The sequence below is a fragment of the Pseudomonas sp. T1.Ur genome, assembly GCF_023516725.1.
Lineage (GTDB): Bacteria > Pseudomonadota > Gammaproteobacteria > Pseudomonadales > Pseudomonadaceae > Aquipseudomonas > Aquipseudomonas alvandae.
Genome location: NZ_JAMGSN010000001.1, coordinates 2,835,106 through 2,860,585 on the forward strand (window position 1 = coordinate 2,835,106; position 25,480 = coordinate 2,860,585).

Here is a 25,480-nt window from a genome sequence, read left to right on the forward strand (position 1 = left end):
TCGGCAGCTCCTACAGGGCCCAGCGGGAGCGCGCCTGCTCGCAATAGCGCCATAGCGTCCAGCACTGAAATTGGAGCTCCGCGCCCCATAGCGTTTACAATCCCCGCCCTCCCCAACGCCTCCAAGGAACCGCCATGTCCGGGCTTGAACTGTTTGCCGCAGCCCTCGGCGTGATCGCTGTCTGGCTGACCGTCAAGCAGAACCCCTGGTGCTGGCCGATCGGCCTGGTCATGGTGCTGCTTTACACCTGGATTTTCTTCGACGTGAAGTTGTATTCCGACATGTTGCTGCAGGTCGTCTACGCCGTCCTGCAACTGTATGGCTGGTGGCAGTGGACCCGTGCGGGACACCACCATGACGGGCGACAGGTGACGCGCCTGGAAGGCTCGTCGGTGGCGCTCGGCCTGGCTATCGGTGCGGCGGGCAGCCTGGCGCTGGGGGCGGCCATGGCCCATTGGACCGACGCCGCGCAACCCTGGCTCGACGCCGCGCTCACCGGGTTCAGTCTGGTTGCCCAATGGTGGATGGCACAGAAACGCGTGCAATGCTGGCCTTTGTGGATCGTCCTGGATGTGATTTTCGTGGGCCTGTTTATCTACAAAGGCCTGTACCTGACCGCCGCGCTCTATGCCCTGTTTACCCTGCTGGCGGTGCAAGGCTGGCGGGAATGGCGCGCCGACCCGGCGCTGCGCGCATGAAAGTGGTGGTGCTGACCGGCCCGGAGTCCAGTGGCAAGAGCTGGCTGGCGGCGCAATTGCAGGCCCACTTTGGCGGCTTGCGAGTGGATGAGTACGTGCGCGACTTCATGGAGCAGACGCAGCGCGACACCTGCCTGGCTGACATCACCGACATCGCCACCGGGCAACTGGCCCGGGAAGACGCGGCCCGCGCCCGGCAGCCGGCGCTGCTGATTCTCGACACTCACCTGCTGAGCAATATCCTCTGGAGCCAGACCTTGTTCGGCGACTGCCCGAGTTGGCTCGAACCGGCCTTGCTGGCGCGTCATTACGACTTGCATCTGCTGCTCAGTCCCGAGCAGGTCGAATGGGTCGGTGACGGCTTGCGTTGTCAGCCAGGGCTAGCCGAACGCGTGGCTTTTTTCGAAGCCATCGAAGGCTGGCTGGTTCGCCACCGGCAAACTTTCGTCAGGATCGAAGGTGATTGGGCACAACGTCGCGAGCAAGTATTCGCGGCCGTTTCCCGGCTACTCCAGGCTTGAGCTGTTACATCGCTGAAACAGCAAGCGCCCGCCAAAGCCGGATCCAACGCCGCTTCACGTGATTATCGGGCTGACTGTCAAGTCACTGAAACACCCTCCTCCCGAGCCTGGATCCAGAGCCATACGAGGGCGGGCGGCCTGTCGTGACTCGCACGCGTCGTCTCAGGATTGAAACAGATTGCGTGCCAGACAATTGCCATATCTTTCAAGCCATTGATTCCAAAGACTTTTCAAAACACGGCACAACACCTGCTCTTCCTCTTCGCAACGCTGACTAGGGCCAGCGTCCAGAGAAGAAGGAATCGATGTCATGGGGACATTCAACGGAAGGTTGATCTGTCTGTTGGTGATCGGCTGCGCCGCCAGCGCGACGCTCAGTGTGCCGGCGCAGGCCGAGGGCAACGGCGTCATCGTACTCAACCGTGACGTGCAACCCGTTCATATCGGTCGAAATGGCGGCAAAGACCCCTACCCGACCACCGTCAATGCCAATCCGTCCGACCGGATCAACCAGGCGACCGCCAGCACCGAGCTGAGCGACGGCGAATTCGCCAGCGTGGCCAGCGGCTCGACGATCCGTAACACAGTCAACCCGAACACCGGCGTACAAGGCCTCAACGTCGTGACCAACCCCAACGGCATGCCCGGCATGGGTGCCGGCCACGGCGGCGGTAGCGGCGGCGCGATTTCCGGCACGATCAACCGCTCGCTGAGTTCCGGCCTGGCCCCATTGGGTCGGCTGGCGGGAGGCCAGTGAGATGAACCCGACCTGGCTCATGATCGCCCTGCTCGGCTCATCCGCCGCGCTCGCCGATCCAGGCGTGGCAGTGAGCAGCCATGCCGACCTGCAGAATTCCGGCAGCCGCTACACCGGCAACTTCAACCTCAACCAGGCGGCTGGCGACCAGACCCAGCAGACCAACACCCGCGCGATCGCCATCGGCACCGATGCCCAGGCGACCACCGTCGTACGCCAACGCCTCGACACCTCGGCCAGCCCGGCGCTGAACGCCAGCGCGCGCATCGGCGGCAGCTCATTCACCAACGGAAACGGCGTGCTGGGCGTCAACCAGTCCGCCGGCGCCAATAACCAGATGGCCAATGTCATGCGCGTGGGCATCAGTGCCCGCCCGCAGAGCATGGATGACAGCGCCCTTTCCCAGCAGAACGTGGCGCTGGTACCGAACTCCGGAGCAACTGAAACCCCAACCGGCAGTCGCCAGGTCGCTACCAGCGACCAGGCCTTCACCGGCAGCCGAGGGGTGATCCAGGTGAACCAGAGTGCCGGGGTGGGGAACCGCATGGCTAACACCCTGAGCATCCGGGTCGCTGACTGACCCGGCGCAGCACATAAGAAAGAACCCACACTTAACCAACGACACGCAAGGAGAAACACCATGAAACCTACAATGGCGCTCAAACCATTGGTTTTCGCTCTCGCCGCTGTCATGGCAATGGCTGCACAGGCTGGAGGAAACGACAACAACGGTCATGGCAACGGCCATGGCAACCATGGTCCCAAAGGGCCAACGCTGGAACAATTGCTCTCCATCAGTGCCGGCGCTGGGGCCACGGTGCTGGATGAGCAGAACAGCGACGGCAACGTAGTGACCAACCAGGCGACCCGAAATACCGCCGAGGCCACTGACTCGCTCAATGGCAGCAATGGCAACATGGGCGCCAACATCGCCGCTGGCGATGGCAACCAGCAAGACAACGCCGCCGCACTGGCCACCGCCGACGAGAGCTTCATCTTCGGTTCGGCTATCGCCGCGTCCAGCGCCACGCAAGTCAATAACAATAACCATGTGACAAACAACTCCACGCAAAACAACGCCTCGCTGACCAGTGCGGGCAACAACGGCTCCGGCAACATCGGCATCAACGTGACCGCCGGCAACTTCAACCAACAGAAAAACAACCTGGCCATCGCTGTGTCGGGTGGCCGCGTCGCCCAGGCCTCGGCCTCGGCCGACCAGACCTCCACCGGTCTCGTCGTGGACAACAAAGGCGTGAAGAACTACAAGACCGACACCCTTACCAACACCTACGAAGCTTCGGGCTCCTTCAAGGCCAAAGGCACCATCAAAGAAGAAGGTGGCTGGGGTGACAAAGGTGGCTACGGCGGCGGCCATGATGGCGACAAGATTTCCGTCGCAGGCACGTTCGAACTGGCCGGTAGCAATACCCAGCAAGTGTTGACTCGCGACGGTTGGAAAAACCCTGTCTACAACAACGCCACCATGACCAACTCCATGAACGGCTTCTCCGGCAACGGCGGCGCCAACGTGTCGGCGGGCGTGGGCAACCAGCAGAGCAATTCGCTGTCGATTGCGGCCGGCTGCAAGGCTTGCATGTAAACGCGCATGAAACGAAGCCCCGGCAACAGTAATGCTGTTCCCCTAGGGTTTGGATGAATCTTGTGGCGAGGGAGCTTGCTCCCGCTCGGTTGCGCAGCAACCGCAAAAACTGGGAGCCGCTCCGCAGCCCAGCGGGAGCAAGCTCCCTCGCCACGGACTCATTTCAACGCTTTAGATGAAGGGTGCTGCTGGGAAAAGGGGCTTTTTTCCCGGATGTCCATCAGGCGTATCGATCATGCGTGCGACTGCCCTTTGCCTGTTCATTTGCTTTGCCTGCGCGACCGAAGCCGCGCAGATGCCCGTCGCCGCCCTGCCTGGCGGCATGCTGGTGTACAAACCCGTGCAAAGCGTGCGCGAGCGCAAGTTCAGCGACATCATCGAACAGAAAACCGATTTCAGTTGCGGCGCAGCGGCGCTGGCCACTGTGTTGCGCCAGGCCTATTGGCTTGACGTCGATGAAGAGCATGTCATCAAGGGCATGTTGGTCAATGCCGACCAGGACCTGGTTCGTACCCAGGGGTTCTCCATGCTGGACATGAAGCGCTATGTGGAAACCATCGGCATGCGCGCCCGCGGATATCGGATACCACCGGAAAAACTCGAGGCGGTGACGATCCCGGTGGTGGTCCTGATGGAAATCCGTGGCTACAAGCATTTTGTGGTCTTGCAGCGGGCCGACAAGCAATGGGTCTACATCGCCGACCCGGTGCTCGGACACAAGCGCTACGCCCATGATGAGTTCGCCAAAGGCTGGAACGGCATCGTCTTTGCCATCGTCGGCCCCGGTTACGATAAGACCAACGCCTTGCGCAGCCCGCCGCAACCGCTGACGGCACGAAACAAACTGGACGGTTTCAACCCGGTCAAGGACGCGGAATTGATGGATTTCGGCTTCATCCAGAGCGACTTTTTCTAAGCGCCGTACAACTGCCAATAAAATACAAAAGGAGCAGGATGCTCCGGGAGCAACACATGAAACGCTCATACTGGCTCACGCTGGCCTGCCTGGCCGCAACGACGTCGGGTCTTGCCCACGCCGGTTTCAAACCCATCGAAGTCAAGGACCAGGAGCTCGCCGAGCTGCGCGGTCGCTACGTCATGCCCGGAAGGGTCATCAGCTTTGGCATCGTCATGAGCAGCACCTGGCGCAACGCCAGTGGCGACGTGATCGGCGCGTCCAGTTCCATGCAGATCCAGTCCACAACGGTCAAACCGCAATTCTACGTCTCGACCATCAAGCAAACCGGTAACGGCAGCACCCCGGAACAGGGCAGCGGCACGATTACCGGCGGTGCCGGCCTTGGCTCAGGCCAGGGCGTGACCCAGAGCGTGCGGGCCGCGGGCAATGGCAACAGCGCCTACAACAACGTCAGTATCAACGTGAAGGAAAGCAGCCAGGCACCTGCCCTGGCGCCATCCCAAGGCCAACTGCTGACCAAGGGCCAGACCATCAGCGGCAGCAACGCCGCCGGCAGCGTCGCGGTCACCGCCACCGGCAGCGGCGTGCAAATGGCGATCCAGGCCAGCCACAACCAGGGCAGCACCCTGCAACAGGTGGCCCAGGGTGGTTTGTTGCAGAACACCCGCTTGCTGGGCAATAGCAACCTGGTCAACAACATGACCCAGCTCAACGTGGTGCTGAACAATAACGGCCCCAGCGCCGGGGCCTTGGACTGCAACCTTACGCAGCTACGTGGCCTTCGAAATCTTGGATATTGATCTACGCTGATCTCCGATCATTGGGCAAACTAGGGACGGCATATTTCATGTATCGATCCGTATCGTTGCGCGCTGTGATGTGTTTAAGCACGTTGTTCCCGGCCACTTTGCTGCAAGCAGCCCCCGATGCCGACATCGAGGCACTGAAACAAGAACTGCTCGAACTCAAGCAACGCTACGAGGTCCAGCAAAAAGCCCTGGCGGTACTGGAACAGCGCGTCCGCCAGGTAGAAGATCAACCCGCCGCCCCACAACCCAAGCGCCTGGCCAAATCGCCGGCCGACCTGAAAGGCAACCAGGGTGTCGCCGGCAATGGCGGGGCAACGGCGGGAGGCAGCGGCTACGGGCAATCCCTGGCCGACGATTCGCAGCCAGCGCAAAGCGTTTCCAACCTGTATGACGAGGCCAGCGGCTTTTTCGGCGGCGGCAAATTCAGCTTCGAAACCGGCGTGACCTATTCTCGCTACGACACGCGGCAACTGATCCTCAACGGTTTCCTGGCCCTGGATTCGATTTTCCTCGGCAACATCAACCTGGATCGGATCAAGGCCGACACTTGGACCTTGGACCTCACCGGTCGCTATAACTTCGACAATCGCTGGCAGTTCGACCTCAACGTGCCGGTGGTCTATCGCGAGTCCACCTATCAATCCGGCGGCGCCAACCAAGGCGCGGCCGGGGTCACCAGCGAAGAAACCGTGACCCGCGACCCGACCATCGGCGACGTCAATTTCGGCATCGCCTATAAGTTCATGGACGAATCGGTCAGCAGCCCGGACGCTGTCGTGACCCTGCGCGTCAAGGCGCCCACCGGCAAGGACCCATTCGGCATCAAACTGCGCCAATCCCAGGCCAACACCAACCTGTTCGTGCCGGAAGACCTGCCCACCGGCAACGGCGTCTGGTCGATCACGCCGGGGATTTCGCTGGTCAAGACCTACGACCCGGCGGTGCTGTTCGGCAGCCTGTCCTACACCCACAACTTCGAAGAGTCGTTTGACGACATCAGTTCCACGGTCAATCAGGAAGTCCCGGGCAAGGTGCGGATCGGCGACAGCTTCCAGATCGGCGCGGGTATTGCCTTTGCCTTGAACGAAAAGATGAGCATGTCGTTCTCGGTGTCCGATCTGGTCCAGAAGAAGAGCAAGCTCAAGCAGGACGGCGGGGACTGGGAATCGGTGGTCTCCAGCGACGCCAATGCCGGCTACTTCAACATCGGCATGACGCTGGCTGCCAGCGACAACCTGACCATCGTGCCCAACCTGTCCATCGGCCTGACCGACGATGCGCCGGACTTCACGTTTAGCCTGAAATTCCCGTATTACTTCTGATGCCCCTCCCTTGTGGGAGCGAGCTTGCTCGCGATGAGGTCCTCTCAGCCAACATTGATGTTGACTGGCAGGCCGCCATCGCGAGCAAGCTCGCACAGGTTTTGCGCAGCTTTGAATCAGCGAATCTGATGCTTGTGCAACAACCGGTAGAAGGTCGGCCGCGACACGCCCAGCACCCGGGCGGCGACACTCAGGTTGTCGCTGTGGCGGTTGAGTACATCGCTCAGCGCCTGGCGCTCGGCGCGGGTCTTGTAGTCTTCCAGGGTGCCCATCGGTGCGGCGACGCCCTGGTGGCTCGCCAGGCCAAGATCCCGGGCTTCGATCTGCCGCCCCTCCGCCAGCACCAAGCCGCGACGGACTCGGTTGGCCAGTTCGCGGACATTGCCGGGCCAGTCATGCATTCCCATCGCCACCAAGGCGTCTTCACTGAAGCTACGCGGCCGCCGGCCGGTTTCATGGCTATAGAAATGCGCGAAGTGGCTGGCCAACATCGACAAATCCCCGTGACGCTCTCGCAACGGAGCCATCACCACCTGCAAAACGTTCAAGCGGTAATAAAGGTCTTCGCGAAAACGCTTGTGTTCGATCGCCGCTTCCAGGTCCACATGGGTGGCCGCGAGCACTCGCACATCAACCGCAATCGGCTGACTGCCTCCCACGCGCTCGATGTGTTTTTCCTGGAGAAACCGCAGCAGATTGGCCTGCAGCTCCAGCGGCAGGTCACCGATTTCGTCGAGGAACAACGTCCCGCCGTGGGCCGCTTCGATCCGTCCGACCTTGCGTTGGTGGGCGCCGGTAAAGGCCCCCTTCTCATGGCCGAACAGCTCGGACTGGATCAGATGCTCGGGGATCGCGCCGCAATTGATGGCGATAAACGGCTTATTGCGCCGGTGCGATTGGCAATGCAGGGTGCGCGCCACCAATTCCTTGCCGGTACCGCTCTCGCCACGGATCAGCACCGGTGACTCGGCGGGCGCCAGTTTGCTCAACAGTTTGCGCAGCTCGCGGATCGGTTTGCTGTCACCCAGCAATTCATGTTCCGGCTGGTCGATGTGAACCGAGCCCTGCCCCCTCAGCCGCGCCATGCCAAAGGCTCGGCCCAGCGTCACCTGGACCCGGGAAACATCGAAGGGCAACGTGTGGAAGTCAAAAAACCATTCACAGACGAAATCGCCGACGTTTTTCAGGCGCAGCACTTCCTGGTTGAGCACAGCGATCCATTCCGTGCCGCTGCGGCTGATCAATTCCTTGACCGCTTCGGGGCGCTCCAGATGAAAAGGCTGCAACCGCAAGAGGCCAACGTCGCAGCTTCGGTCGCTTGCGTGCTCCAGGGAACAACTATCGACATTCCAGCCGATGGCACGCAGCCCCGGCATCAGGCGATGACAATCATCGCAAGGATCGACCACGAGCAAACGACGCAACGCACTGGCTTCGATCATGACTGATCCTTGGCGCCAAAAATAAGGAAATATGATTAGAAACAGGCGTTTGGCGAACCTGCATGTAACAGTAGCAAGAAGTTGACACGTGCTTGTATCGATTAGTTATCGAGTAGACCGTGAAGCGGTTATAAGGCAGCGTTTCGTTAGTTCATGGAACCTGGAATCTTTCACCGCCCTTTCAAACAAAAGGCCAAAAGCCGGGTCTGAAAGAAAATCGAAATTTATTCATCAATTGTGTGACCTGCTCCCGGGTTCGGGACATCAGTACAAGTAACCCGCCGCACGGTCAGCCCAACCGACGGCATATCATTTGATTGGGCACCCTTGAGAGATAACGCCATGAACGCCCCGCTCCGTATCAACGAAGCTCTTTTGATTGCCGACCGCGCATTCCGTCCTTTCCAATGCGTGGCCTGGGCCCCACAAGACGGTAACGGCGAACTCAGCCTGACCGTCATCGACCGCACCAATACGCATATTGGCCGGACTCAGATTCCCAGCAGCGCTTATACCGATCCCGCTCAACTGGCCGACCTGTTGAAACAGGCCCGTGCCGAATTGAGCCAGGAAGGCTACACACTGCAATCCTGGTCCATGCCTGAATAATGCCCTGACAAGCCGGTTGTTTATTTGCCGGCTTGGCATTGGATTGCAAAGCCATTGTTTAGGCACGAATAGTCTTCGTGCCTGTAGAACCTGACAGTTGTGCACTGTCTGTTTCAAGGATTGAATATTGCTCTCATGCAAACGCCGCCTCATTATCCAGGCCGGTCGATGCGCAAGGAGAGCCACGCATGCCCGTTCAATCCGCATTTGCACTCCCGATACGCCGGGCTCAGGCCGGGCACCTCGACACAGGCTTTGCCGACGACGGTAAAGCCTGGGTTCGTTTTCCAGGGAATACCTCGACGCTCACCACCGGATTGGCCGTTGACCATGCCGGCCGCATTCTATTGGCGGCGCGGGTCATGACCGCCCAGGGCAGTCGCTTCGGTCTTGCCCGGCTTACCCCGAACGGCATGATCGACAGGGACTTTGGCATCAACGGCTACGTGGTCGACGCGTTTGCACCGGGTTGCGAAGCCACCGCGGGCAAGGTCACCGAGCTGCCCGACGGCAATATCCTGCTATCCGGCCTGCATTACGAAAGCGCCGACAATACCCTCCCTGCCCTGGCGCTGTTCGATCCCCAGGGTCATGCCGTCCATGGTTTTGGCGATGCCGGGCGACAAGTCGTGCGACTTTGCGGCAACCTGTCCCAGGGCATGCGCGATCCTTGGCTACCGCCCGGCGTGCCTGGGGTAGAAGCCTGTGACATGCGTGTGCAGGCCGATGGCAGGATATTCATCCTGGCCAACCATCACTTCCAGACGTCCGATCACGTTGGCGTGTTGATTCGATTATTGCCGGACGGCTCACTGGATGACTCGTTCAACCATCGTGGTTTCGTGATGGTTCGGCGGCTGCTGAAAAACAGCTGGCTGAGCTGCCTGGCCCTGCAGGCCGACGGCAACATCGTCGTAGGCGGTGCCATCGATTGGCCCCAGCGCGGCTTGCTGGCGCGCTATGACCGCGCAGGTCAACTCGACGAGCGCTTCGGCGACGGCGGTTTCCTGTCCTTCACCGCCCAGGGACGCAGCGTGATGGTCAGCCAGGTCGTTGAAAACGCCGACGGCGATCTACAGGCTTTTGGCGGCAGTCGCGACCCCATGCATTGTCTGTCGGCGCGCATTCCCAGGGATGGCCAGCCGACGCCGGACAACCACGACGGCCAATGCCGCCTCCTGGCAATCGGCAACCATGCCAGCCAGTGGACGGCCGCGCAGATGCAGCCCGATGGGAAAATCGTGACGGCCGGCGCAACCATCGGCGGCATCGAGGCCGATTTCATCCTGGCGCGACACCTGCCGGACGGTAATCTGGATCCGACGTTCGGCCAAGGCCAGGGTTGGCTGCGCACTCGACTGGGCTACAGCCTCGATACCGCGACGGCCGTGGCCGTCCAGGCCGACGGAAAAATACTGGTGGGTGGGCATTCGTTACAGGGCACCTCCAGAGCCGTGTTGACGCGGTACAGCGCCTGATTTCCGATCTTTTCGGCTAGCGGTAACAAGTCCTACGCTTGATATTCCTCATGGCTTACGGCAAGTTGCGCGCTTCTAATTAAAAGGAGCAGCCAATGTCCGGTCAAATGGCTCAAGCTTTTGCGCACAACTTCCTGGGGCATTCTCCACGCTGGTACAAAGCGTGCGTCATCATTTTCCTGATCCTCAATGCGTTGGCGTTCTTTACGCTGGGCCCGGTCGTCGCCGGTTGGATGCTGGTCCTGGAGTTCATTTTCACGCTGGCCATGGCCTTGAAATGCTACCCGCTGATGCCTGGCGGGCTGTTGGTCCTGCAAGCCGTGGCGCTGGGCATGACCACGCCAAAAGCGCTGTACGACGAACTGGCCCACAACTTCCCGGTCATCCTGTTGTTGATGTTCATGGTGGCAGGCATCTACTTCATGAAGGACCTGCTGCTGTTCCTGTTCTCGCGCCTGCTGTTGGGCGTGCGTTCCAAGGCGGCACTGGCCTTGATGTTCTGTTTCCTCTCGGCATTCCTGTCGGCATTCCTCGATGCGCTGACCGTGACAGCGGTGATTATCAGTGCCGCGGTGGGTTTCTATGCGGTGTACCACCGCGTGGCTTCGGGCAATGACCCGCGCCAGGACAGCAGCGTCGATGAAGACCATGACCTGCCGTCACTGCACCATCAGGACCTGGAACAGTTCCGGGCCTTCCTGCGCAGCCTGCTGATGCATGGCGCCGTGGGCACCGCACTGGGCGGCGTATGCACCCTGGTGGGCGAGCCGCAGAACCTGCTGATCGGCCATGAAATGGGCTGGCACTTCGTCGACTTCTTCATCAAGGTCGCGCCAGTGTCGCTACCCGTGCTCGTGGCCGGGCTGGTGACCTGCGTGGCGCTGGAGAAACTGCGCTGGTTCGGCTATGGCACGCTGCTGCCAGATAACGTCCGGGCGGTATTGGCCGATTATGCCGAAGAAGACAACCGTGAGCGCACCTCACGCCAGCGTGCGGCCCTCATCGTCCAGGGTATCGCCGCGCTGATCCTGATCGTGGCCCTGGCCCTGCACCTGGCCGAAGTCGGCCTGATCGGCTTGACAGTGATCGTGCTGATCACCGCATTCACCGGCATCACCGACGAGCACCGGCTCGGTAGCGCCTTCAAGGACGCCATGCCCTTTACCGCGCTGCTGGTGGTGTTCTTCGCCGTGGTCGCGGTCATTCACGACCAACACCTGTTCTCGCCATTGATCCAATGGGTATTGGCCCTGCCGGCCGACCAGCAACCTGGCATGCTGTTCATCGCCAACGGCCTGTTGTCGGCCATCAGCGATAACGTTTTCGTCGCGACGATCTATATCACCGAAGTGAAGCAAGCCTTTGTCGCCGGCAACATGACCCAGGAACACTTCGAGACCCTGGCGGTCGCCATCAACACCGGCACCAACCTGCCCAGCGTCGCCACGCCCAACGGCCAGGCGGCTTTCCTGTTCCTGCTGACATCGGCGATTGCCCCGCTGGTTCGCCTGTCCTATGGCCGCATGGTCTGGATGGCGTTGCCTTATACCGTGGTGATGGGTGGCCTGGGCTGGTATGCGGTGACTTACTGGCTGTAACGCAACTATTGGGTGATGGCCTTGTGGCGAGGGAGCTTGCTCCCGCTGGGCTTTGTAGGAGCTGGCGAAGCCTGCGATCTTTTGATCTTGATCTTGATCTTGATCTTGATCTTGATCTTGATCTTGATCTTGATCTTTCGCTTGATATTCAAGTGTCCCCGGAAAGATCGCAGCCTCGCTTCGCTCGGCAGCTCCTACACGCCACCGAGCGGGAGCAAGCGCCCTCGCCACAGGTATGTAGGATTATCCAGCGGGGCAAGATGTACCGTTCGATCGCCAATGCCGCACCGTCCTCGGTGTTGGCTGCGGTAACGACATCCGCCTGGCGCTTGATCGCCTCTTCTGCTTGTCCCATCGCAATCGACAGTCCCGCGCGATGGAACATCGCCGGATCGTTGCCACCGTCCCCCATGGCGGCGGTCTGCTCCAGCGGCACGCCCAGAAAATCCGCCAGGGTCGACAACGCCTCGCCCTTGTTCGCCTTCATCGCCGTTACATCCAGGTAGATCGGTTGCGAACGCGACACCTGGGCCTGGCCCTTGAGCAGCGGATGCAAGCGTGCCTCCAGCTCCACCAGCAGATCCGTGTTGGCGCTGGTCGCGACGATTTTGTCGATGCGCTCAAGGTAAGGCTCGAAACTTTCCACTTCCACCGGCGGATACCCCAGGCCGCGGGTTTCAACCGGCACCATCGGACCGTTGGCATCGCGCACCAGCCAGTCGCCGTCGGCAAATACCCACACTTCGATGCCGGGCTGATCGGCGTACAGCGCCAACGTGGTCAGTGCCGCCTCGGGCGGCAAGTAGTGAACAGCCAGGAAACTGCCGTCCGGGTGCACCAGCGTGCCGCCGTTGAACGCCGCCGTGGGCAGGTCGACGCCCAGGGCTTCGATCTGCTGCAACATGGCTCGCGGGGGACGCCCGGTGGCAAGGCTGAACAGCACGCCGGCCTCGCGCAATGAACGAACGGCTTGGATCGTGCGCTGGTTGAGACTGTGATCGGGCAGCAGCAAGGTACCGTCCATGTCACTGAGCAAAAAGCGGATGGGGCGTTTCACCTGATCACTCATCCGAGGCCATGCCAGACGCGACCATCGCGAGTCAGCAATTCGTCGGCGGCCGCCGGGCCATCCTCACCGGCCTGGTACGGCTGGACCGTCGCGTCTTCCCGCCAGGCATCGAGGAACGGCTGCACCGCGCGCCAGCCGTTTTCGATGTTGTCGGCACGCTGGAACAATGTCTGGTCGCCCGTCAGGCAATCGTAGATCAGGGTTTCGTAACCCGTTGACGGCTGCATTTCGAAGAAATCCTTATAGGCAAAGCCCAACTCAATGTTGGCCATGTCGAGGGCTGGCCCGGGCCGCTTGGCCAACAGGTCGAACCACATGCCTTCGTTGGGCTGAATCTGGATTCTCAGGTAAGTAGGTTGCAATTCATCGACTTCGGTGTCGCGAAACTGCGCGTAAGGCGCCGGCCTGAAGCAGATGACGATTTCCGTGTCGCGCACGCTCATGCGCTTGCCGGTGCGCAGGTAGAACGGCACGCCGACCCAACGCCAGTTATCGATCATCACCTTGAGGGCGACATAGGTTTCGGTGCTGCTGTCGGCCGCGACGTTGGTTTCCTCGCGGTAGCCCTTGACCGCGTTGCCGCCGATTTCGCCGGCGGTGTATTGGCCACGAACCGAATTGGCGCGGGCTTGTTCCACCGACCAGGGGCGGATCGCCCCGACCACTTTGGCCTTCTCGCCACGCACCGCGTCAGCGCCGAACGCCGCCGGTGGTTCCATCGCAACCATCGCCAGCAGCTGGAACAAATGGTTGGGCACCATATCCCGCAGGGCGCCGGTGTGCTCATAAAAGCTGCCGCGGGTTTCCACGCCGACGGTTTCGGCGGCGGTAATCTGCACGTGGTCGATGTAGTGATTGTTCCAGAACGCCTCGAACAGGCTGTTGGAGAACCGGCTGACCAGAATGTTCTGCACCGTCTCCTTGCCCAGGTAATGGTCGATCCGATAGATCTGTTTCTCGCTCATGACCTTGAGCAGGCAGGCGTTGAGCGCCTCGGCGGTTTGCAGGTCGGAGCCGAACGGTTTCTCGATCACCACGCGGCGGAAGGCGTCATCCTGCTCCTGGAGCAGACCGGCCGCGCCAAGGCGACGAACCACTTCACTGAAAAAGCGTGGCGCGGTCGCCAGGTAGAAGACCGCGTTGCCGGTACCGCTGGCGGCGATTTTCGCCGCCAGCGTTTCATACGTACTGTCGTCGAGAAAATCACCCTGAACGTAACCGATGCCCTGGGCCAATTTGGCCCACAGCGCGGGATCGAGCGCTCGATCAGGATCGCCGCCCTTGCCCTGCGCCTCGTTACGGATGAAGTCCTCGAGTTTTTTCGCAAAATCCACATCGCTGATGGCGTTGTGGTCGACACCGATGATCCGCAGGCCATCGCCGAGCAACCCGTCACGACTGAGGTGGTAGAGCGCCGGCATGAGCAAGCGCTTGACCAGGTCTCCATGGGCACCGAACAGGAACAGCGTGGTCGGTGGCGCGGGTTCTGCCTTGGATTTCCTGCCGATCGACGTCATTTTTTCGGCGTCTCCACGTGGCCACCGAAGCCGAAGCGCATCGCCGACAACATCTTGTCGCCATACGTGGCCTGCTGACGGGAGCGGAAACGCGCGAACAGCGAACTGGACAGCACGGGCACCGGCACCGCTTGTTCGATGGCCGCTTCGATGGTCCAGCGCCCTTCCCCGCTGTCGGCGACTTCGCCGGAGAACCCATCCAGCTTCGGATCGCTGGCCAGCGCATCCGCGGTCAGGTCCAGCAGCCAGGACGAAACCACGCTGCCGCGTCGCCAGACTTCGGCGATATCGGCGACGTTCAGGTCGAAACGCTGCTCGGGCGCCAGGCTTTCGCTGGACTTGGTCTTGAGGATATCGAAGCCTTCGGCGAAGGCCTGCATCATGCCGTATTCGATGCCGTTATGGATCATCTTCACAAAATGCCCGGCACCGGCCGGACCGGCATGGATGTAGCCGCGTTCGGCGCGATCGTCGTCGGACTTGCGGTCGCGGGTGCGTGGGATATCGCCCATGCCCGGCGCCAGGCTGGCAAACAACGGATCCAGGCGCCGGACAACATCGGCATCCCCGCCGATCATCATGCAGTAGCCGCGCTCAAGGCCCCAGACGCCGCCGGAGGTACCGACGTCGATGTAGCTCAGGCCTTTTTCCGACAGGGCCTGGGCCCGCCGGATGTCGTCCTTGTAATACGTGTTCCCGCCGTCAATGATCACGTCGCCCGGCTCGAGCAGCGCGCTCAACGCGTTGATGGTGTCTTCCGTAGGCGCGCCGGCTGGCAGCATGACCCAGACGGCCCGTGGCGTCTCCAGGCCGGCGACCAACGCCGGCAGGTCCGCGACGCCCGTTGCGCCTTCCTGGCTCAGGTTTTCGACGAAAGCGGCATTGCGGTCATACACGACGGTGGTGTGCCCATTGAGCATCAGGCGCCGCGCAATATTGCCGCCCATGCGGCCCAGTCCAATGATCCCGAGTTGCATGTGCTGATGCTCCCTACTACAAATAAAGGTATGTCAAAGGTTTAGCTCAAACGACTTGTGGAGGTTAGTCCAGAGCATTGCGGCATAGTTTCCGGGTAAATCGCCCGATCACAAAGGATAACGTTCAAAAACCGGCCGAAGACACGGCGACCATGAAAAATAAAAAAGTTCCATTCACGAGCAAAAGTATTCAGAATCGGCGCCGATAAAGAGGTGTCGACCAAAAAAACTGGCGACATCTCTCTAGTTGATGTACGCCATTTGCGAGGTGAGCAATGGGCCCAGTCGTTACCGCACGTCCTCCCCAAACCCTTTACGTGACCATTCGTCGCGACGAATTACGCCTGCTGAAAGAAGAGCGTGATCTGCTGCTTGATGAAGTGACGCAGTTGCGCTTGCAGTTGCAACACGCACAGCTTCCCTACCAGGGCCAGGCTTTGGCTCGCTGAACCCACCTGTCCCAGAGGCAAGGCAGTTGAAGTGACACCGGGCAAGCCGGTGTCACTTCAAAAAAAGCGCCCTCGCCACAAGCAATTCGTAACCAAAAAACTCACAAAGTTTTCACATCCTCCCCTTAATACTCCCGCGCACTGAATTGTTTCGTCGAATGCCATGGGCACCAGTCCGGTGCCAACAGCTTCGTCGATGAGGGCTGGAGCGCTTGATGAGTGTGTTCAAACGCAGCAAAACGACTGCGAAAGGTTTCGACTGGGCCGGGTTCGGCTGGCTGTTTCTATTCTTCTGGTACTTTTCCGGCATCACCCAATTACTCATCCTGCTGAGCGACACCTCCGGCTTCACCGGCTTTCGCCAGGCCTTCGTGATGAGTGCCCTGTGGCTGGCGCCGATGCTGCTGTTCCCTTCCCGCACTCGCCTGCTCGCCGCACTGATCGGCGTAGTGCTGTGGGCGTGCTCCATGGCCAGCCTGGGCTATTTCTTCATTTACCAGCAGGAATTCTCCCAAAGCGTCATCTTCATCATGTTCGAATCGAACGTGGCCGAAGCGGGCGAATACATGACCCAGTATTTTGCCTGGTGGATGGTGCCGGCGTTCCTCGCCCACACGTTGGTGGGCTATTTCCTCTGGACCCGGCTGCGCCCGGTTTATCTGCCGCGAGGCCAGGCCATGGTCGCCGCCGCCGTGATCGTGGTCGCCGTGGTGGGTTATCCATTGATCAAGCAGACCCAGCGCACCGGCACCCTCGCCGGCGGCCTGGAGAAATTCGAGGATCGCATCGAGCCGGCCGTGCCGTGGCAGATGGTGGTGGCGTACCGTCGCTACACTGAACAGCTGGAGAACATGCAAGGCATGCTTCACAGCGCCAGCACCATCGCGCCCCTGAGCAACCTCAAGGACACCATGGCCAACCAGCCCGCAACGCTGGTGCTGGTCATCGGTGAATCCACCAACCGCCAGCGCATGAGCCTCTACGGCTACCCGAGGGAAACCACGCCGGAGCTGGACAAGCTCAAGGACCAGCTCGCGGTATTCGACAATGTCATCACCCCGCGCCCGTACACCATCGAAGCGCTGCAACAGGTGTTGACGTTCGCCGATGAGGAAAACCCGGACCTCTACCTGAGCACGCCGTCCTTGGTGAGCATGATGAAACAGGCCGGCTACAAGACTTTCTGGATCACCAACCAGCAGACCATGACCAAGCGCAACACCATGCTCACGACCTTTTCCCAGCAGGCCGACGAGCAGGTGTACCTGAACAACAACCGCAACCAGAATGCCGCCCAATACGATGGCGACGTGATCGAACCGTTCAACAAGGCATTGGCCGATACCGCGCCGCGCAAGCTGATCGTGGTGCACCTGCTCGGCACGCACATGAGCTATCAGTACCGTTATCCGCCGACCTTCGACAAGTTCACCGACCGCCAAGGCGTACCGGCAGGCGTGCGTGACGACCAGGTCCCGACCTACAACAGCTACGATAACGCGGTGCTGTACAACGACTTCGTGGTCTCCAGCCTCATCAAGGACTATGCCAAGACCGACCCCAACGGTTTCCTGCTGTACCTGTCGGATCACGGTGAAGACGTATTTGATTCGCCGGGGCATGAGACCCTGGGGCGCAACGAGGGCAAACCGACCGCGCCGATGTATACCATTCCATTCATGGCCTGGGCCTCGCCGAAATGGCGCGAAACCCATGACTGGAACCTCGCCGGCGACCTGGGACGCCCTTACAGCAGCTCGCACCTGATCCATACCTGGGCGGACATGGCCGGCTTGAGCTTCGACGAACTGGACCGCAGCAAAAGCCTGGTCAGCGATGCGTTCAAGGCCAGGCCACTGTTGATCGGCAATCCGTACCAGAACCAGCACAAGGCATTGATCGACTTCAGCCTCATGAAGCCCAAGGGGCCAGCGGGACAGGTCGTACAGAAATAATCGGAGCGGGTTGAAGCCCGCTGTTACAGGGGCTTGATCCAGAACTGCATGAGGCCGTGGGCCGGATCGAACATGCCGGGGGCAAATCCGAACTTGGCGTAACTGGCCTGGGCCACGGCATTGCCTTCCAGCACCTCCAGGGTGATCTTGCAGCACCCGCGCTGGCGAGCGATGTCTTCGACTTTGCGCAGCATCTTCTGACTCAGGCCCAGCCCGCGAAACGCCGGCATCACGGCAACGTCATGGACGTTCACCAAAGGCCGGCAGGCAAAGGTGGAAAACCCCTCGAAGCAGTTGACCAACCCCGCCGGTTCGCCATTGACGAAGGCCAATACGCTGAAGGCATGGGCGCGCTTGGCCAGTTCTTCAGGCAAGTGCGCAAGCACCTCGGCCGGCAGCGAATGACCTCCCCCCATCGGATCCTCGGCATAGCCGTTGAGTACATGACAGATCGCTTGCGCGTGGACCGGATTGGTGTAGCTGGCTTGGAGTACAAGGATGTCCCTGGCTTCTTCCATGATTGTTCCATCTCGTTTCGATAAGGCCGGCGGCGTGGTCGCCGGCAGGGTCCAGGTCAGGCAAGCTGACCGAAACGTTGTAATTGCATTTCCTGGAGGCGACTGAGGGTACGGCGAAACGGGAATTGCAGATAGCCCTCCGTGTACAACTGGTGCATCGGCACTTCGGCCGACAGGTACAACGGCACCTTGCGGTCATAACATTCGTCGACCAGGGCGATGAATCGCCGCACGCCATCGTCGTGAACCGACAACTGCGGCAGTTCGCGATCACCGGCCTCGACCCGCTCGATCCCGTCTTCGGTGCCACGGGCAATGCGCCCTTCGCGCTGCTCGGCGCTCAGGTTGGGTACGTCGCTGAGCAGGATCGCCTTGAAACGGTCGCACAGCGCCATGAAATCCACCGCCGAAAACGGTTGCTCGCACAGGTCCGGGTAACGACTCCAAAGCACCGTGTCGCTGGCCTGGACTGGCACGACCAGGCGATGGCCCACCTCGACCGGCGCGCCGCTCAACGCCTGCCCCGCGCTCAACCTAGCAAACACATCCGCCAATGGATCGACCAGGCCGGGATCGCGCAGCCAATAGCGTTGCTGCAAGACGCCCGGATGCTGGCGATGGTCCTGCCAACCATTCACGGGAACGACCTGCATGTACTGCTTGATCGCGGTAATCGTCGGCAAGAACCGCTCACGGTTGTGGCCATTGGCGTAGAGCTCGTCGGGCGGCAGGTTGGACGTGCTGACCACGACCATGCCCAACTCGAACATCACCTGGAAGAGACGCCCCAGGATGATGGCGTCGCCGATGTCCGTGACGAACAATTCGTCGAAACACAGCACTCGCACCTCGCGACTCAACTCGCGGGCCAAGGCCTGCAACGGGTCAGGCGTGCCGGTGAGCTGGAATGAGCGCTGGTGGACCCAGGCCATGAAATGGTGGAAGTGTTGGCGACGGGCTGGAACCTCGAGGCTTTCGTAGAAGCGATCCATGAGCCAGGTCTTGCCGCGCCCTACCGGGCCCCAGAGATACACACCCTTGATCGACTTGCGGCCTTCGTGCAATGCCTTATGGCATTGTTCCAAGGCCATGATCGCCAGTTCCTGGGCTTCATCCTGGACGAAACCGTGATGTTCGATGGCATGCTGCCAAGCACTCAAGGGAGATTTGAAAATCATGCGACCCAGGTCCGGAAGGCGAAGGTGCGGAGTATGCCATGCAGCGCAACCCGGTGAGCGTTTCACTGCCGATCCCAAACCTTGTGGCGAGGGAGCTTGCCCCCGCTGGGTTGGGTTGGGTTGGGCTGGGCTGGGCTGGGCTGGGCTGGGCTGGGCTGGGCTGGGCTGGGCTGGGCTGGGCTGGGCCGGGCTGGACTGGGCTGGGCTGGGCTGGACTGGGCTGGGCTGGGCCGGGCTGGGCTGGGCTGGGCTGGGCCGGGCCGGGCTGGGCTGGGCTGGGCTGGGCGGCACTGTAGGAGCTGCCGAGCGAAGCGAGGCTGCGATCTTTCCAAAGCCAGTTGAGTCTAAAGCGAAAGATCAAGATCAAGATCAAAAGATCGCAGCCTTCGGCAGCTCCTACAGCGGCCCAGCGGGAGCAAGCTCCCTTGCCACAGCCTCACTCCAACCTCTCACGCAAAACTACACAGAAATATCCAACCGGCTGATCTTCCCCTGTTCATCGAGCCGGAAGGTGTAGCGCAACTCCAGCGGACTGCCGGGGAAGGTTCCCGAGATCAGGTTGTGGACCAGCACCCTCCCGGTGCGTTGCTGAACGTCGAGGACTTCGACCCGCGGCTGGTAACGTCGCGCGGTGTCTTCCATCCACTGGGCGATGGCCTGGGTACCGACCCGGTGATGGCCCTCATCGAAAACGTTGGCATTCTCGGCAAAGAAACGCGTCGCCGCCGAGCTGTCGCGGGCGTTGGCCGCGGCGATATAACCGGCAATGGCCGGGGCCAGGGAAGAGACGGGATTGGACATGTCAGGGCTCCTTGTTGTATCGATCCGCAGCCATGCTAAAACAGCGTCATGTCAGTTTTTGTCAGGAGTGAAACGCCCCGCTTCATCCAGGTTCATCAGTGCAAACCAGGCCCGCAACAAGTCGCTGCGCCTGCCTGGATAACGCTCACCCTGGGCAGTCGCGGCGGCAATCCGATCGGTGCGAAAGGTCCGATAGGCGCCGCGCAGTTCACACCAGGCCACCACCACCCGGGCCTCGTTGAAAAACCCCAGGGCCAGGGGCCAGATCAAGCGCTGGCTCGGGTTCTTGTTCACGTCGGCGTAATCGATGTGCAGCTTGGCCTGAGTGCGAATGGCCTGGCGATAGACGTTCAGGTCGACGATGTTCCGGGGGTAGCCATAACCCGGGGGCCCCGGCAATACCGTCGGGTTATGCAAGGCGTCCCGCAACCCCGGCGCCAGCACGGCATCGACCTTCGCCAAGGCGTCGGCGGCGGCCTTGCCCAGCACCTCATCGCCGCGCTGGTCGACGTAGCGCAGGCCCAGCACGATGGCTTCGATTTCATCGGCGGTGAACATCAAGGGGGGCAGGAACAGCCCGCTGCGCAACACATAGCCGATGCCCGCCTCGCCCTGGATCGGCGCCCCCATCGCCGTGAGTTCGGCGATATCGCGATAAAGCGTGCGCTCGGACACTTTCAACTCGGTCGCCAATGTCGCGGCGGTGACCGGGCATCGCTTGCCCCGCAAGACTTGCAGCAACGTGAGCAGCCGAGTGGTTCGCGACACGATAGAAAAAGATCCGAAGGAAATTCGCAGCAGATTAGCAGAGGCTGGTGTCAGAAACTGTCAGGAGGGCGGTACTCCGCCTCGGATGATGCTTCCGCCCAGTGTTATTGTCGTGCCCAACAGTCCCGATGAGAAAGTCTCCATGCGCAAAATCCTCGGTTTGTCTCTCATCCTGGCAGTACTCAGCCTGAACGCCTGCGCCCTCTTCCAGCACCGGGACCCGCTGAATATCAATGTGGTCGGCATCGAACCATTGCCCAGCCAGGGCCTGGAGCTGCGCTTTGCGGTGAAGCTACGCCTGCAGAACCCCAACGAAACCACCATCGACTACAACGGTGTGGCGCTGGACCTGGAGGTCAACGGTCATACATTGGCGACAGGCGTCAGCGACCAGACCGGCTCGATCCCGCGTTTTTCCGAAGGCATCCTGAGCGTACCGGTGAGCATTTCGGCTTTTTCGGTGTTGCGCCAGACGCTGGGCCTGAGCCAGACCCAGAGCCTGGACAACCTGCCCTACGTACTCAAGGGCAAACTCGCTGGCGGACTGTTTGGCACGATGCGCTTCGTCGACCGCGGAACCCTCGACCTGCCCGGATCCACGGCCACCTGGTGATCACGCGGTAAAGCGCACGCCCGGCTTGGCGCGCTCATCGACCACCAACTCGAATACATCCGGTCGGGCGTAATGGCCAACCACGTCATAGTCATAGCGCGCCCGCACCAGCTCGTCGGTATCGATTTCAGCGGTCAACAACCCGGCAGTGCCCTTCAACGGCCCGGCGAGCACATCGCCCATCGGCCCGACAATCACGCTGCCGCCGGCGATCAGGGGCCGCTCCGCCGGCCAGTTCGCCACGTCGATGCCCAGCGCCTGGGGTGACGCCTGGACCTGGCAGGCACTGACCACGAAACACCGCCCTTCATGGGCGATGTGACGCATGCTCACCTGCCACATCTCCCGCTCATCCACCGTCGGCGCACACCAGACGTCCACGCCTTTGGCGTACATCGCCGTGCGCAGCAGCGGCATCATATTCTCCCAGCACACCGCCGCGCCCACGCGCCCGACCTGGCTGTCGATCACCGGTAACGTCGAGCCATCGCCCTTGCCCCAGATCAGCCGCTCAGTGCCGGTGGGCATCAACTTGCGGTGCTTGGCCACCAAGCCTGCGTCCGGCTCGAAATACAGCGCGGTGCAGTACAACGTGTTGCCAGCACGCTCGATGACACCCAGCACCAGGCTGGCCCCGGTGCGCGCCGACAAGCCGGCCAACGCCTCCGTCTCGACACCCGGCACGTCGATGGCGTTGGCGAAGTAGCGTGCAAACGCCTCGCGCCCTTCCGGCAATCGATAACCCAACTGGGTTCCGAAACCCTCGCCCTTGGGATAGCCGCCCAACAGCGCCTCGGGCATCACCACCAAACGAGCGCCAGCTTCACGAATGGCCTCTTCGTAGGAAAGAATCTGCGCCAGGGTTTCGGCTTTGCCCTCCGGCAACGAGCCGATCTGCAAGGCAGCAACGATGGATTTAGGCATGGTCTTGAACTCCGTGATTTCAGGTATTGCCGATTCTCCGGTGTCGACGGATCATGAATAAAGCCCAGCACGCTGCTAAAAGATATGAACCCAATGAATATCGCCGACGTAGACCTGAACCTGCTGAAAACCTTCGAAGCCTTGCACGACGAATCCAGCGCCAGCCGCGCGGCCCTGCGCCTGGGCGTGACTCAGTCGGCTATCAGCGCCGCGCTGCGCAGGCTTCGAGGGCTGTACGACGATCAACTGTTCGTGCGCACGGGGCGCGGCCTGGCCCCGACGTTGCGGGCCAATCAGTTGAAGCCGGTGATCAGCGATGCGCTGGACAAATGCCGGCAAAGCCTGGCGATGATCGACCCGGTCGCCAGCCACTATGAGGGCCGCTCGGTCATCGTCGGGTTATCCGATGATTTCGAAATCGCCCATGGGCGGCGACTGATCGAGGAAGTGGCGCGGCGCGCTCCGGGGCTGCGCTTGATTTTTCGCCAGACCCACAGCCAGATCGTCGGCCGCGCCTTGATGGAACGTAGCCTCGACCTGGCAATCACGGCGGGAGGGTTTACCGAGCGGCTGCTCAGCCGCCAGGTCTTGGGGGAAGGTGACTACGCCTGCCTGGCGGATCCGGCCAGCCTCGAGGAAGGTGAGCAGGGCCTGAGCCTGGACGCCTTCGTAGCGCGTGAGCACCTGTTGGTGTCGTCCGGCGGTTTCATCGGCATCACCGACGAGGGGCTGGCCGGGCTGGGCCTGCGCCGGCGAGTGTGTGCCTCGACGACGCACTTCGCGGCGCTGCCGTTCCTGCTCAAGGGCAGCCAGGCCGTAGCGACGATCCCGGGCCATGCCGCCAAGGCCATTGCGACCCTCAGCGGCCTGGCATTGCTGCCCTGCCCGCTCGCCTTGCCCCGCTACCCCATCGAACTGGGATGGCGAACCCACACGCCAATGGATCCGGCGGCAGGCAAGGTGCGCGAAGCGATCATCGCCACCTTCGCTTGAGTGTTTATTTATTGGCGGCCATCAGCCGGTTGACCTCGCTGCGCACCATGTTGGCGTATTCCGGAGGCGACATGCCATCCAATTCCGCACGCACCCATTCGGCCCATTTGCCCTTGCGCTTGGAACGCTCGCCGAACAACCGGGCAGCGTCGCCCTTGGCCTTGCCCAGGTTGTTTTGCCACAGCTCGAAGAGCCGGGATTTTTCATCTTCCAGCGCGGCGCGCTCGGCCAGGGGCTTGTCAGCCAGATTGAAACTCATGGGGAATTTCCTGTTGCGTAAATAGGCGCCATCTTACACCTTGAGTGGAAACGTCTTAACCAGGATTTTAACTGTGCCAGCGTGACGCACGCCCGGCGCTGCAACTTTCAAGCAAGCGCAACACTCCACTGTTCACTGCCATCCATCCTCAAGGAGTACCTCAATGGCTCGTAGAAGCGTCGCGCAACCGAACGGAGAGCAAATCAAGGATCAAGCCTTCAGCGAACTGAAAGCGTTGATAGAGGAGTCGGAGAAATTACTCAAGAGCAGTGCCGCCCTGGTGGGTGAAGATGCCGAGGACCTGCGCGGCCAGATCGCCCAGAAGCTGCAACAGGCCCTGGACGCGGTCGCCAGCGCTCGGGAGCGCACACGTCCGATGGTGGACGCCACGGAAGTCTATATCGGCGGTCATCCATGGCAGACCGTCGCGATTTCCGCAGGCTTCGGGCTGGTGGTGGGGTTGTTGCTCGGGCGTCGCTGAGCGCCGGGCCATGGCGAGGGAGCGTGCTCTCTCGCCACAGAAACGATTGTCTACGGTCTACAACCCCGCCAATTCGCGCAACTGCGCCAGCGTCTGCGCGTCCAACGTGATCCCCTGCTCATTGGACTTGCTGCGCTCACGGTGCCGACGATCACCCGGCAAGCGGCGCAATCCCACACCGTGCATCTGCCTGACCAGTTCCTGGCTACGCTCGGCGAAACCTTGCCCGGCGGCCTTGCTTGGGTCGATCACGATCAGCAATTGCCCGGTCCACGGCGTCTTGGCGCCCGGGTGATTGTGCCAATCGAATTCGAAAGAAAAATTCCCGCCGGTCAGCGCCGCCGCCAGCAACTCGACCATCATCGACAGCGCCGAGCCCTTGTGCCCGCCAAACGGCAGGAGCGCGCCACCCTCCAGGATCGCTTTCGGGTCACAGGTCGGCTGGCCAAGGCTGTCGACGCCCATGCCGGGTGGCAACCGCTCGCCTTTGCGCGCGGCGATCTGTACATCACCGTGGGCAATGGCGCTGGTGGCAAGGTCGAAGACAATCGGCTCGCCCCCCGCTCGCGGGGCGGCGAAGGCGATGGGATTGGTGCCGAACAACGGACGGTCCGCGCCATGGGGCACCACGCACGTCATGCTGTTGACCACGCTCAACGCGACGAGCCCTTCATAGGCAAACGGCTCGACATCCGGCCAGAGCGCCGCGAAATGGTGGGAGTTGCGTATCGCCAGCACCGCAATCCCGGCGCTGCGGGCTTTTTCCACCAGCAGTGGCCGCGCAGCCGCCAGGGCGGGCTGGGCAAAACCGTTGCAAGCATCCACCCGGACGAACCCGGAGGCGATGTCTTCGACCACTGGCACCGCCTGGCCATCGACCCAACCGCTGTTCAGCGTCGAGACATACCCGGGTAGGCGGAACACGCCATGGCTGTGGGCACCGTCACGCTCGGCGGCGGCACAGTTTGCGGCCAGGGTGCGGGCGACATCGGCCGACGTGCCATGGCGGAGGAAAATCTGTTCGAGCAGATTCACCAAGGCGTCGAGAGACAGGGTGCAGGAAGCGGCATGATCGGACGGCGCGGACATCTGAAGCTCCAGAAGGATTGTTGGAGGTAGCAACAGCGTGAGGGACCCACGGGGTGATTAAACACCGCTTCGCACGCGCCCTGTCAATCATTGCCCGGCGCCTGTCACAAGCCTGACAGCTCAGGCAGCTGCG

The 25,480-nt window shown here is 61.3% G+C and carries 26 protein-coding genes and 1 pseudogene; 16 read left to right on the plus strand and 11 right to left on the minus strand.

The window, feature by feature from the left end; genetic code table 11:
• Nucleotides 1-134 precede the first annotated feature (134 nt).
• From pnuC to fapF, 8 genes are all read left to right on the plus strand, one after another.
• Nucleotides 135-698 (plus strand): nicotinamide riboside transporter PnuC, encoded by a 564-nt coding sequence (gene pnuC, locus M8Q45_RS12585; protein WP_249875022.1) that lies wholly within the window; start codon nt 135-137, stop codon nt 696-698.
• Nucleotides 695-1,219, plus strand: coding sequence for an AAA family ATPase (locus M8Q45_RS12590; RefSeq protein WP_249877319.1), 525 nt, complete (start codon nt 695-697; stop codon nt 1,217-1,219). The genes pnuC and M8Q45_RS12590 overlap by 4 nt, the downstream gene beginning before the upstream one ends.
• 310 nt (nt 1,220-1,529) lie before the next feature.
• Nucleotides 1,530-1,976 (plus strand): functional amyloid chaperone FapA, encoded by a 447-nt coding sequence (gene fapA / locus M8Q45_RS12595; protein ID WP_249875023.1) that lies wholly within the window; start codon nt 1,530-1,532, stop codon nt 1,974-1,976.
• A gap of 1 nt (nt 1,977) precedes the next feature.
• Nucleotides 1,978-2,556, plus strand: a complete 579-nt coding sequence (fapB, locus tag M8Q45_RS12600; protein ID WP_249875024.1) for a fibril amyloid subunit FapB — start codon at nt 1,978-1,980, stop codon at nt 2,554-2,556.
• A 60-nt stretch (nt 2,557-2,616) separates the two neighbouring features.
• Nucleotides 2,617-3,579, plus strand: coding sequence for an amyloid-like fimbrin subunit FapC (gene fapC, locus M8Q45_RS12605; protein WP_249875025.1), 963 nt, complete (start codon nt 2,617-2,619; stop codon nt 3,577-3,579).
• A 235-nt stretch (nt 3,580-3,814) separates the two neighbouring features.
• Nucleotides 3,815-4,495, plus strand: coding sequence for a fibril amyloid maturation endopeptidase FapD (fapD, locus tag M8Q45_RS12610; protein WP_249875026.1), 681 nt, complete (start codon nt 3,815-3,817; stop codon nt 4,493-4,495).
• A 56-nt stretch (nt 4,496-4,551) separates the two neighbouring features.
• On the plus strand, nt 4,552-5,298 hold the full coding sequence (gene fapE, locus M8Q45_RS12615; protein ID WP_249875027.1) for a fibril amyloid subunit FapE: 747 nt from the start codon (nt 4,552-4,554) through the stop codon (nt 5,296-5,298).
• Nucleotides 5,299-5,345: 47 nt separating this feature from the next.
• Nucleotides 5,346-6,629: a fibril amyloid transporter FapF gene (gene fapF, locus M8Q45_RS12620; RefSeq protein WP_249875028.1), complete on the plus strand. Its 1,284-nt coding sequence runs from the start codon at nt 5,346-5,348 to the stop codon at nt 6,627-6,629.
• Nucleotides 6,630-6,745: 116 nt separating this feature from the next.
• On the opposite strand, the gene M8Q45_RS12625 is transcribed toward fapF, so the two are convergent.
• Complete coding sequence (locus tag M8Q45_RS12625; RefSeq protein ID WP_249875029.1) at nt 6,746-8,071, minus strand: sigma-54 dependent transcriptional regulator; 1,326 nt, start codon at nt 8,069-8,071, stop codon at nt 6,746-6,748.
• Between the two features lie 342 nt (nt 8,072-8,413).
• On the opposite strand from M8Q45_RS12625, the gene M8Q45_RS12630 reads away from it, so the two are divergent.
• From M8Q45_RS12630 to nhaB, 3 genes are all read left to right on the plus strand, one after another.
• Nucleotides 8,414-8,680 (plus strand): hypothetical protein, encoded by a 267-nt coding sequence (locus tag M8Q45_RS12630; RefSeq protein WP_249875030.1) that lies wholly within the window; start codon nt 8,414-8,416, stop codon nt 8,678-8,680.
• A gap of 188 nt (nt 8,681-8,868) precedes the next feature.
• A complete protein-coding gene (locus M8Q45_RS12635; RefSeq protein ID WP_249875031.1) occupies nt 8,869-10,158 on the plus strand; it encodes an NHL repeat-containing protein in 1,290 nt (429 codons plus the stop codon).
• A gap of 95 nt (nt 10,159-10,253) precedes the next feature.
• Nucleotides 10,254-11,756, plus strand: coding sequence for a sodium/proton antiporter NhaB (nhaB, locus tag M8Q45_RS12640; protein ID WP_249875032.1), 1,503 nt, complete (start codon nt 10,254-10,256; stop codon nt 11,754-11,756).
• Between the two features lie 250 nt (nt 11,757-12,006).
• Here the strand turns inward: nhaB and M8Q45_RS12645 are convergent.
• The 3 genes and pseudogenes from M8Q45_RS12645 to gnd form a co-directional block, all read right to left on the minus strand.
• Nucleotides 12,007-12,825, minus strand: a pseudogene (locus M8Q45_RS12645) (HAD family hydrolase); the annotation flags it as partial.
• Nucleotides 12,822-14,342: a glucose-6-phosphate dehydrogenase gene (gene zwf, locus M8Q45_RS12650; protein WP_249875034.1), complete on the minus strand. Its 1,521-nt coding sequence runs from the start codon at nt 14,340-14,342 to the stop codon at nt 12,822-12,824. The pseudogene M8Q45_RS12645 and the gene zwf, both read right to left, overlap by 4 nt.
• Complete coding sequence (gene gnd, locus M8Q45_RS12655; RefSeq protein WP_349654638.1) at nt 14,339-15,343, minus strand: phosphogluconate dehydrogenase (NAD(+)-dependent, decarboxylating); 1,005 nt, start codon at nt 15,341-15,343, stop codon at nt 14,339-14,341. Before gnd ends, zwf begins: the two co-directional genes overlap by 4 nt.
• Before the next feature lie 251 nt (nt 15,344-15,594).
• Here gnd and M8Q45_RS12660 point away from each other — a divergent pair, with 251 nt between their 5' ends.
• Both M8Q45_RS12660 and M8Q45_RS12665 read left to right on the plus strand, forming a co-directional pair.
• On the plus strand, nt 15,595-15,768 hold the full coding sequence (locus tag M8Q45_RS12660) for a DUF6026 family protein (protein ID WP_187293371.1): 174 nt from the start codon (nt 15,595-15,597) through the stop codon (nt 15,766-15,768).
• Between the two features lie 215 nt (nt 15,769-15,983).
• Nucleotides 15,984-17,723: a phosphoethanolamine transferase CptA gene (locus M8Q45_RS12665; protein WP_249875036.1), complete on the plus strand. Its 1,740-nt coding sequence runs from the start codon at nt 15,984-15,986 to the stop codon at nt 17,721-17,723.
• Nucleotides 17,724-17,746: 23 nt separating this feature from the next.
• Here M8Q45_RS12665 and M8Q45_RS12670 read toward each other — a convergent pair whose 3' ends face one another.
• The 4 genes from M8Q45_RS12670 to M8Q45_RS12685 form a co-directional block, all read right to left on the minus strand.
• Nucleotides 17,747-18,241: a GNAT family N-acetyltransferase gene (locus M8Q45_RS12670; RefSeq protein ID WP_249875037.1), complete on the minus strand. Its 495-nt coding sequence runs from the start codon at nt 18,239-18,241 to the stop codon at nt 17,747-17,749.
• 56 nt (nt 18,242-18,297) lie between these two features.
• Nucleotides 18,298-19,419, minus strand: a complete 1,122-nt coding sequence (gene zapE / locus M8Q45_RS12675; protein WP_249875038.1) for a cell division protein ZapE — start codon at nt 19,417-19,419, stop codon at nt 18,298-18,300.
• A 459-nt stretch (nt 19,420-19,878) separates the two neighbouring features.
• On the minus strand, nt 19,879-20,220 hold the full coding sequence (locus M8Q45_RS12680) for a nuclear transport factor 2 family protein (RefSeq protein WP_030142720.1): 342 nt from the start codon (nt 20,218-20,220) through the stop codon (nt 19,879-19,881).
• Nucleotides 20,221-20,271: 51 nt separating this feature from the next.
• Nucleotides 20,272-20,988 (minus strand): helix-turn-helix transcriptional regulator, encoded by a 717-nt coding sequence (locus tag M8Q45_RS12685; RefSeq protein ID WP_249875039.1) that lies wholly within the window; start codon nt 20,986-20,988, stop codon nt 20,272-20,274.
• Nucleotides 20,989-21,130: 142 nt separating this feature from the next.
• Between M8Q45_RS12685 and M8Q45_RS12690 the strand changes: the two genes are divergently transcribed.
• Nucleotides 21,131-21,601: an LEA/WHy family protein gene (locus M8Q45_RS12690; RefSeq protein ID WP_249875040.1), complete on the plus strand. Its 471-nt coding sequence runs from the start codon at nt 21,131-21,133 to the stop codon at nt 21,599-21,601.
• On the opposite strand, the gene M8Q45_RS12695 is transcribed toward M8Q45_RS12690, so the two are convergent.
• Nucleotides 21,602-22,525 carry a carbon-nitrogen hydrolase family protein gene (locus tag M8Q45_RS12695; protein WP_249875041.1) on the minus strand — a complete coding sequence of 308 codons (924 nt, stop codon included), beginning with the start codon at nt 22,523-22,525 and terminating at the stop codon, nt 21,602-21,604.
• 84 nt (nt 22,526-22,609) lie between these two features.
• Between M8Q45_RS12695 and M8Q45_RS12700 the strand changes: the two genes are divergently transcribed.
• Entirely contained in the window at nt 22,610-23,518 is a 909-nt protein-coding gene (locus M8Q45_RS12700) for a LysR substrate-binding domain-containing protein (RefSeq protein WP_249875042.1), read from the plus strand.
• A 4-nt stretch (nt 23,519-23,522) separates the two neighbouring features.
• On the opposite strand, the gene M8Q45_RS12705 is transcribed toward M8Q45_RS12700, so the two are convergent.
• Nucleotides 23,523-23,777, minus strand: coding sequence for a hypothetical protein (locus M8Q45_RS12705; protein ID WP_003181187.1), 255 nt, complete (start codon nt 23,775-23,777; stop codon nt 23,523-23,525).
• A gap of 163 nt (nt 23,778-23,940) precedes the next feature.
• On the opposite strand from M8Q45_RS12705, the gene M8Q45_RS12710 reads away from it, so the two are divergent.
• Nucleotides 23,941-24,258 (plus strand): ElaB/YgaM/YqjD family protein, encoded by a 318-nt coding sequence (locus M8Q45_RS12710; RefSeq protein WP_030142726.1) that lies wholly within the window; start codon nt 23,941-23,943, stop codon nt 24,256-24,258.
• Between the two features lie 57 nt (nt 24,259-24,315).
• On the opposite strand, the gene M8Q45_RS12715 is transcribed toward M8Q45_RS12710, so the two are convergent.
• Nucleotides 24,316-25,347: an Ldh family oxidoreductase gene (locus M8Q45_RS12715; protein WP_249875043.1), complete on the minus strand. Its 1,032-nt coding sequence runs from the start codon at nt 25,345-25,347 to the stop codon at nt 24,316-24,318.
• Between the last annotated feature and the right edge of the window lie 133 nt (nt 25,348-25,480).

What these genes read in the sequence shown, in the direction of transcription:
- pnuC (WP_249875022.1), top strand. Translation starts at nt 135, where the DNA reads ATGTCCGGGCTTGAACTGTTTGCCGCAGCCCTCGGCGTGATCGCTGTC.
- M8Q45_RS12590 (WP_249877319.1), top strand. Translation starts at nt 695, where the DNA reads ATGAAAGTGGTGGTGCTGACCGGCCCGGAGTCCAGTGGCAAGAGCTGG.
- fapA (WP_249875023.1), top strand. Translation starts at nt 1,530, where the DNA reads ATGGGGACATTCAACGGAAGGTTGATCTGTCTGTTGGTGATCGGCTGC.
- fapB (WP_249875024.1), top strand. Translation starts at nt 1,978, where the DNA reads ATGAACCCGACCTGGCTCATGATCGCCCTGCTCGGCTCATCCGCCGCG.
- fapC (WP_249875025.1), top strand. Translation starts at nt 2,617, where the DNA reads ATGAAACCTACAATGGCGCTCAAACCATTGGTTTTCGCTCTCGCCGCT.
- fapD (WP_249875026.1), top strand. Translation starts at nt 3,815, where the DNA reads ATGCGTGCGACTGCCCTTTGCCTGTTCATTTGCTTTGCCTGCGCGACC.
- fapE (WP_249875027.1), top strand. Translation starts at nt 4,552, where the DNA reads ATGAAACGCTCATACTGGCTCACGCTGGCCTGCCTGGCCGCAACGACG.
- fapF (WP_249875028.1), top strand. Translation starts at nt 5,346, where the DNA reads ATGTATCGATCCGTATCGTTGCGCGCTGTGATGTGTTTAAGCACGTTG.
- M8Q45_RS12625 (WP_249875029.1), bottom strand. Translation starts at nt 8,071, where the DNA reads ATGATCGAAGCCAGTGCGTTGCGTCGTTTGCTCGTGGTCGATCCTTGC.
- M8Q45_RS12630 (WP_249875030.1), top strand. Translation starts at nt 8,414, where the DNA reads ATGAACGCCCCGCTCCGTATCAACGAAGCTCTTTTGATTGCCGACCGC.
- M8Q45_RS12635 (WP_249875031.1), top strand. Translation starts at nt 8,869, where the DNA reads ATGCCCGTTCAATCCGCATTTGCACTCCCGATACGCCGGGCTCAGGCC.
- nhaB (WP_249875032.1), top strand. Translation starts at nt 10,254, where the DNA reads ATGTCCGGTCAAATGGCTCAAGCTTTTGCGCACAACTTCCTGGGGCAT.
- zwf (WP_249875034.1), bottom strand. Translation starts at nt 14,342, where the DNA reads ATGACGTCGATCGGCAGGAAATCCAAGGCAGAACCCGCGCCACCGACC.
- M8Q45_RS12660 (WP_187293371.1), top strand. Translation starts at nt 15,595, where the DNA reads ATGGGCCCAGTCGTTACCGCACGTCCTCCCCAAACCCTTTACGTGACC.
- M8Q45_RS12665 (WP_249875036.1), top strand. Translation starts at nt 15,984, where the DNA reads ATGAGTGTGTTCAAACGCAGCAAAACGACTGCGAAAGGTTTCGACTGG.
- M8Q45_RS12670 (WP_249875037.1), bottom strand. Translation starts at nt 18,241, where the DNA reads ATGGAAGAAGCCAGGGACATCCTTGTACTCCAAGCCAGCTACACCAAT.
- zapE (WP_249875038.1), bottom strand. Translation starts at nt 19,419, where the DNA reads ATGATTTTCAAATCTCCCTTGAGTGCTTGGCAGCATGCCATCGAACAT.
- M8Q45_RS12680 (WP_030142720.1), bottom strand. Translation starts at nt 20,220, where the DNA reads ATGTCCAATCCCGTCTCTTCCCTGGCCCCGGCCATTGCCGGTTATATC.
- M8Q45_RS12690 (WP_249875040.1), top strand. Translation starts at nt 21,131, where the DNA reads ATGCGCAAAATCCTCGGTTTGTCTCTCATCCTGGCAGTACTCAGCCTG.
- M8Q45_RS12695 (WP_249875041.1), bottom strand. Translation starts at nt 22,525, where the DNA reads ATGCCTAAATCCATCGTTGCTGCCTTGCAGATCGGCTCGTTGCCGGAG.
- M8Q45_RS12700 (WP_249875042.1), top strand. Translation starts at nt 22,610, where the DNA reads ATGAACCCAATGAATATCGCCGACGTAGACCTGAACCTGCTGAAAACC.
- M8Q45_RS12705 (WP_003181187.1), bottom strand. Translation starts at nt 23,777, where the DNA reads ATGAGTTTCAATCTGGCTGACAAGCCCCTGGCCGAGCGCGCCGCGCTG.
- M8Q45_RS12710 (WP_030142726.1), top strand. Translation starts at nt 23,941, where the DNA reads ATGGCTCGTAGAAGCGTCGCGCAACCGAACGGAGAGCAAATCAAGGAT.
- M8Q45_RS12715 (WP_249875043.1), bottom strand. Translation starts at nt 25,347, where the DNA reads ATGTCCGCGCCGTCCGATCATGCCGCTTCCTGCACCCTGTCTCTCGAC.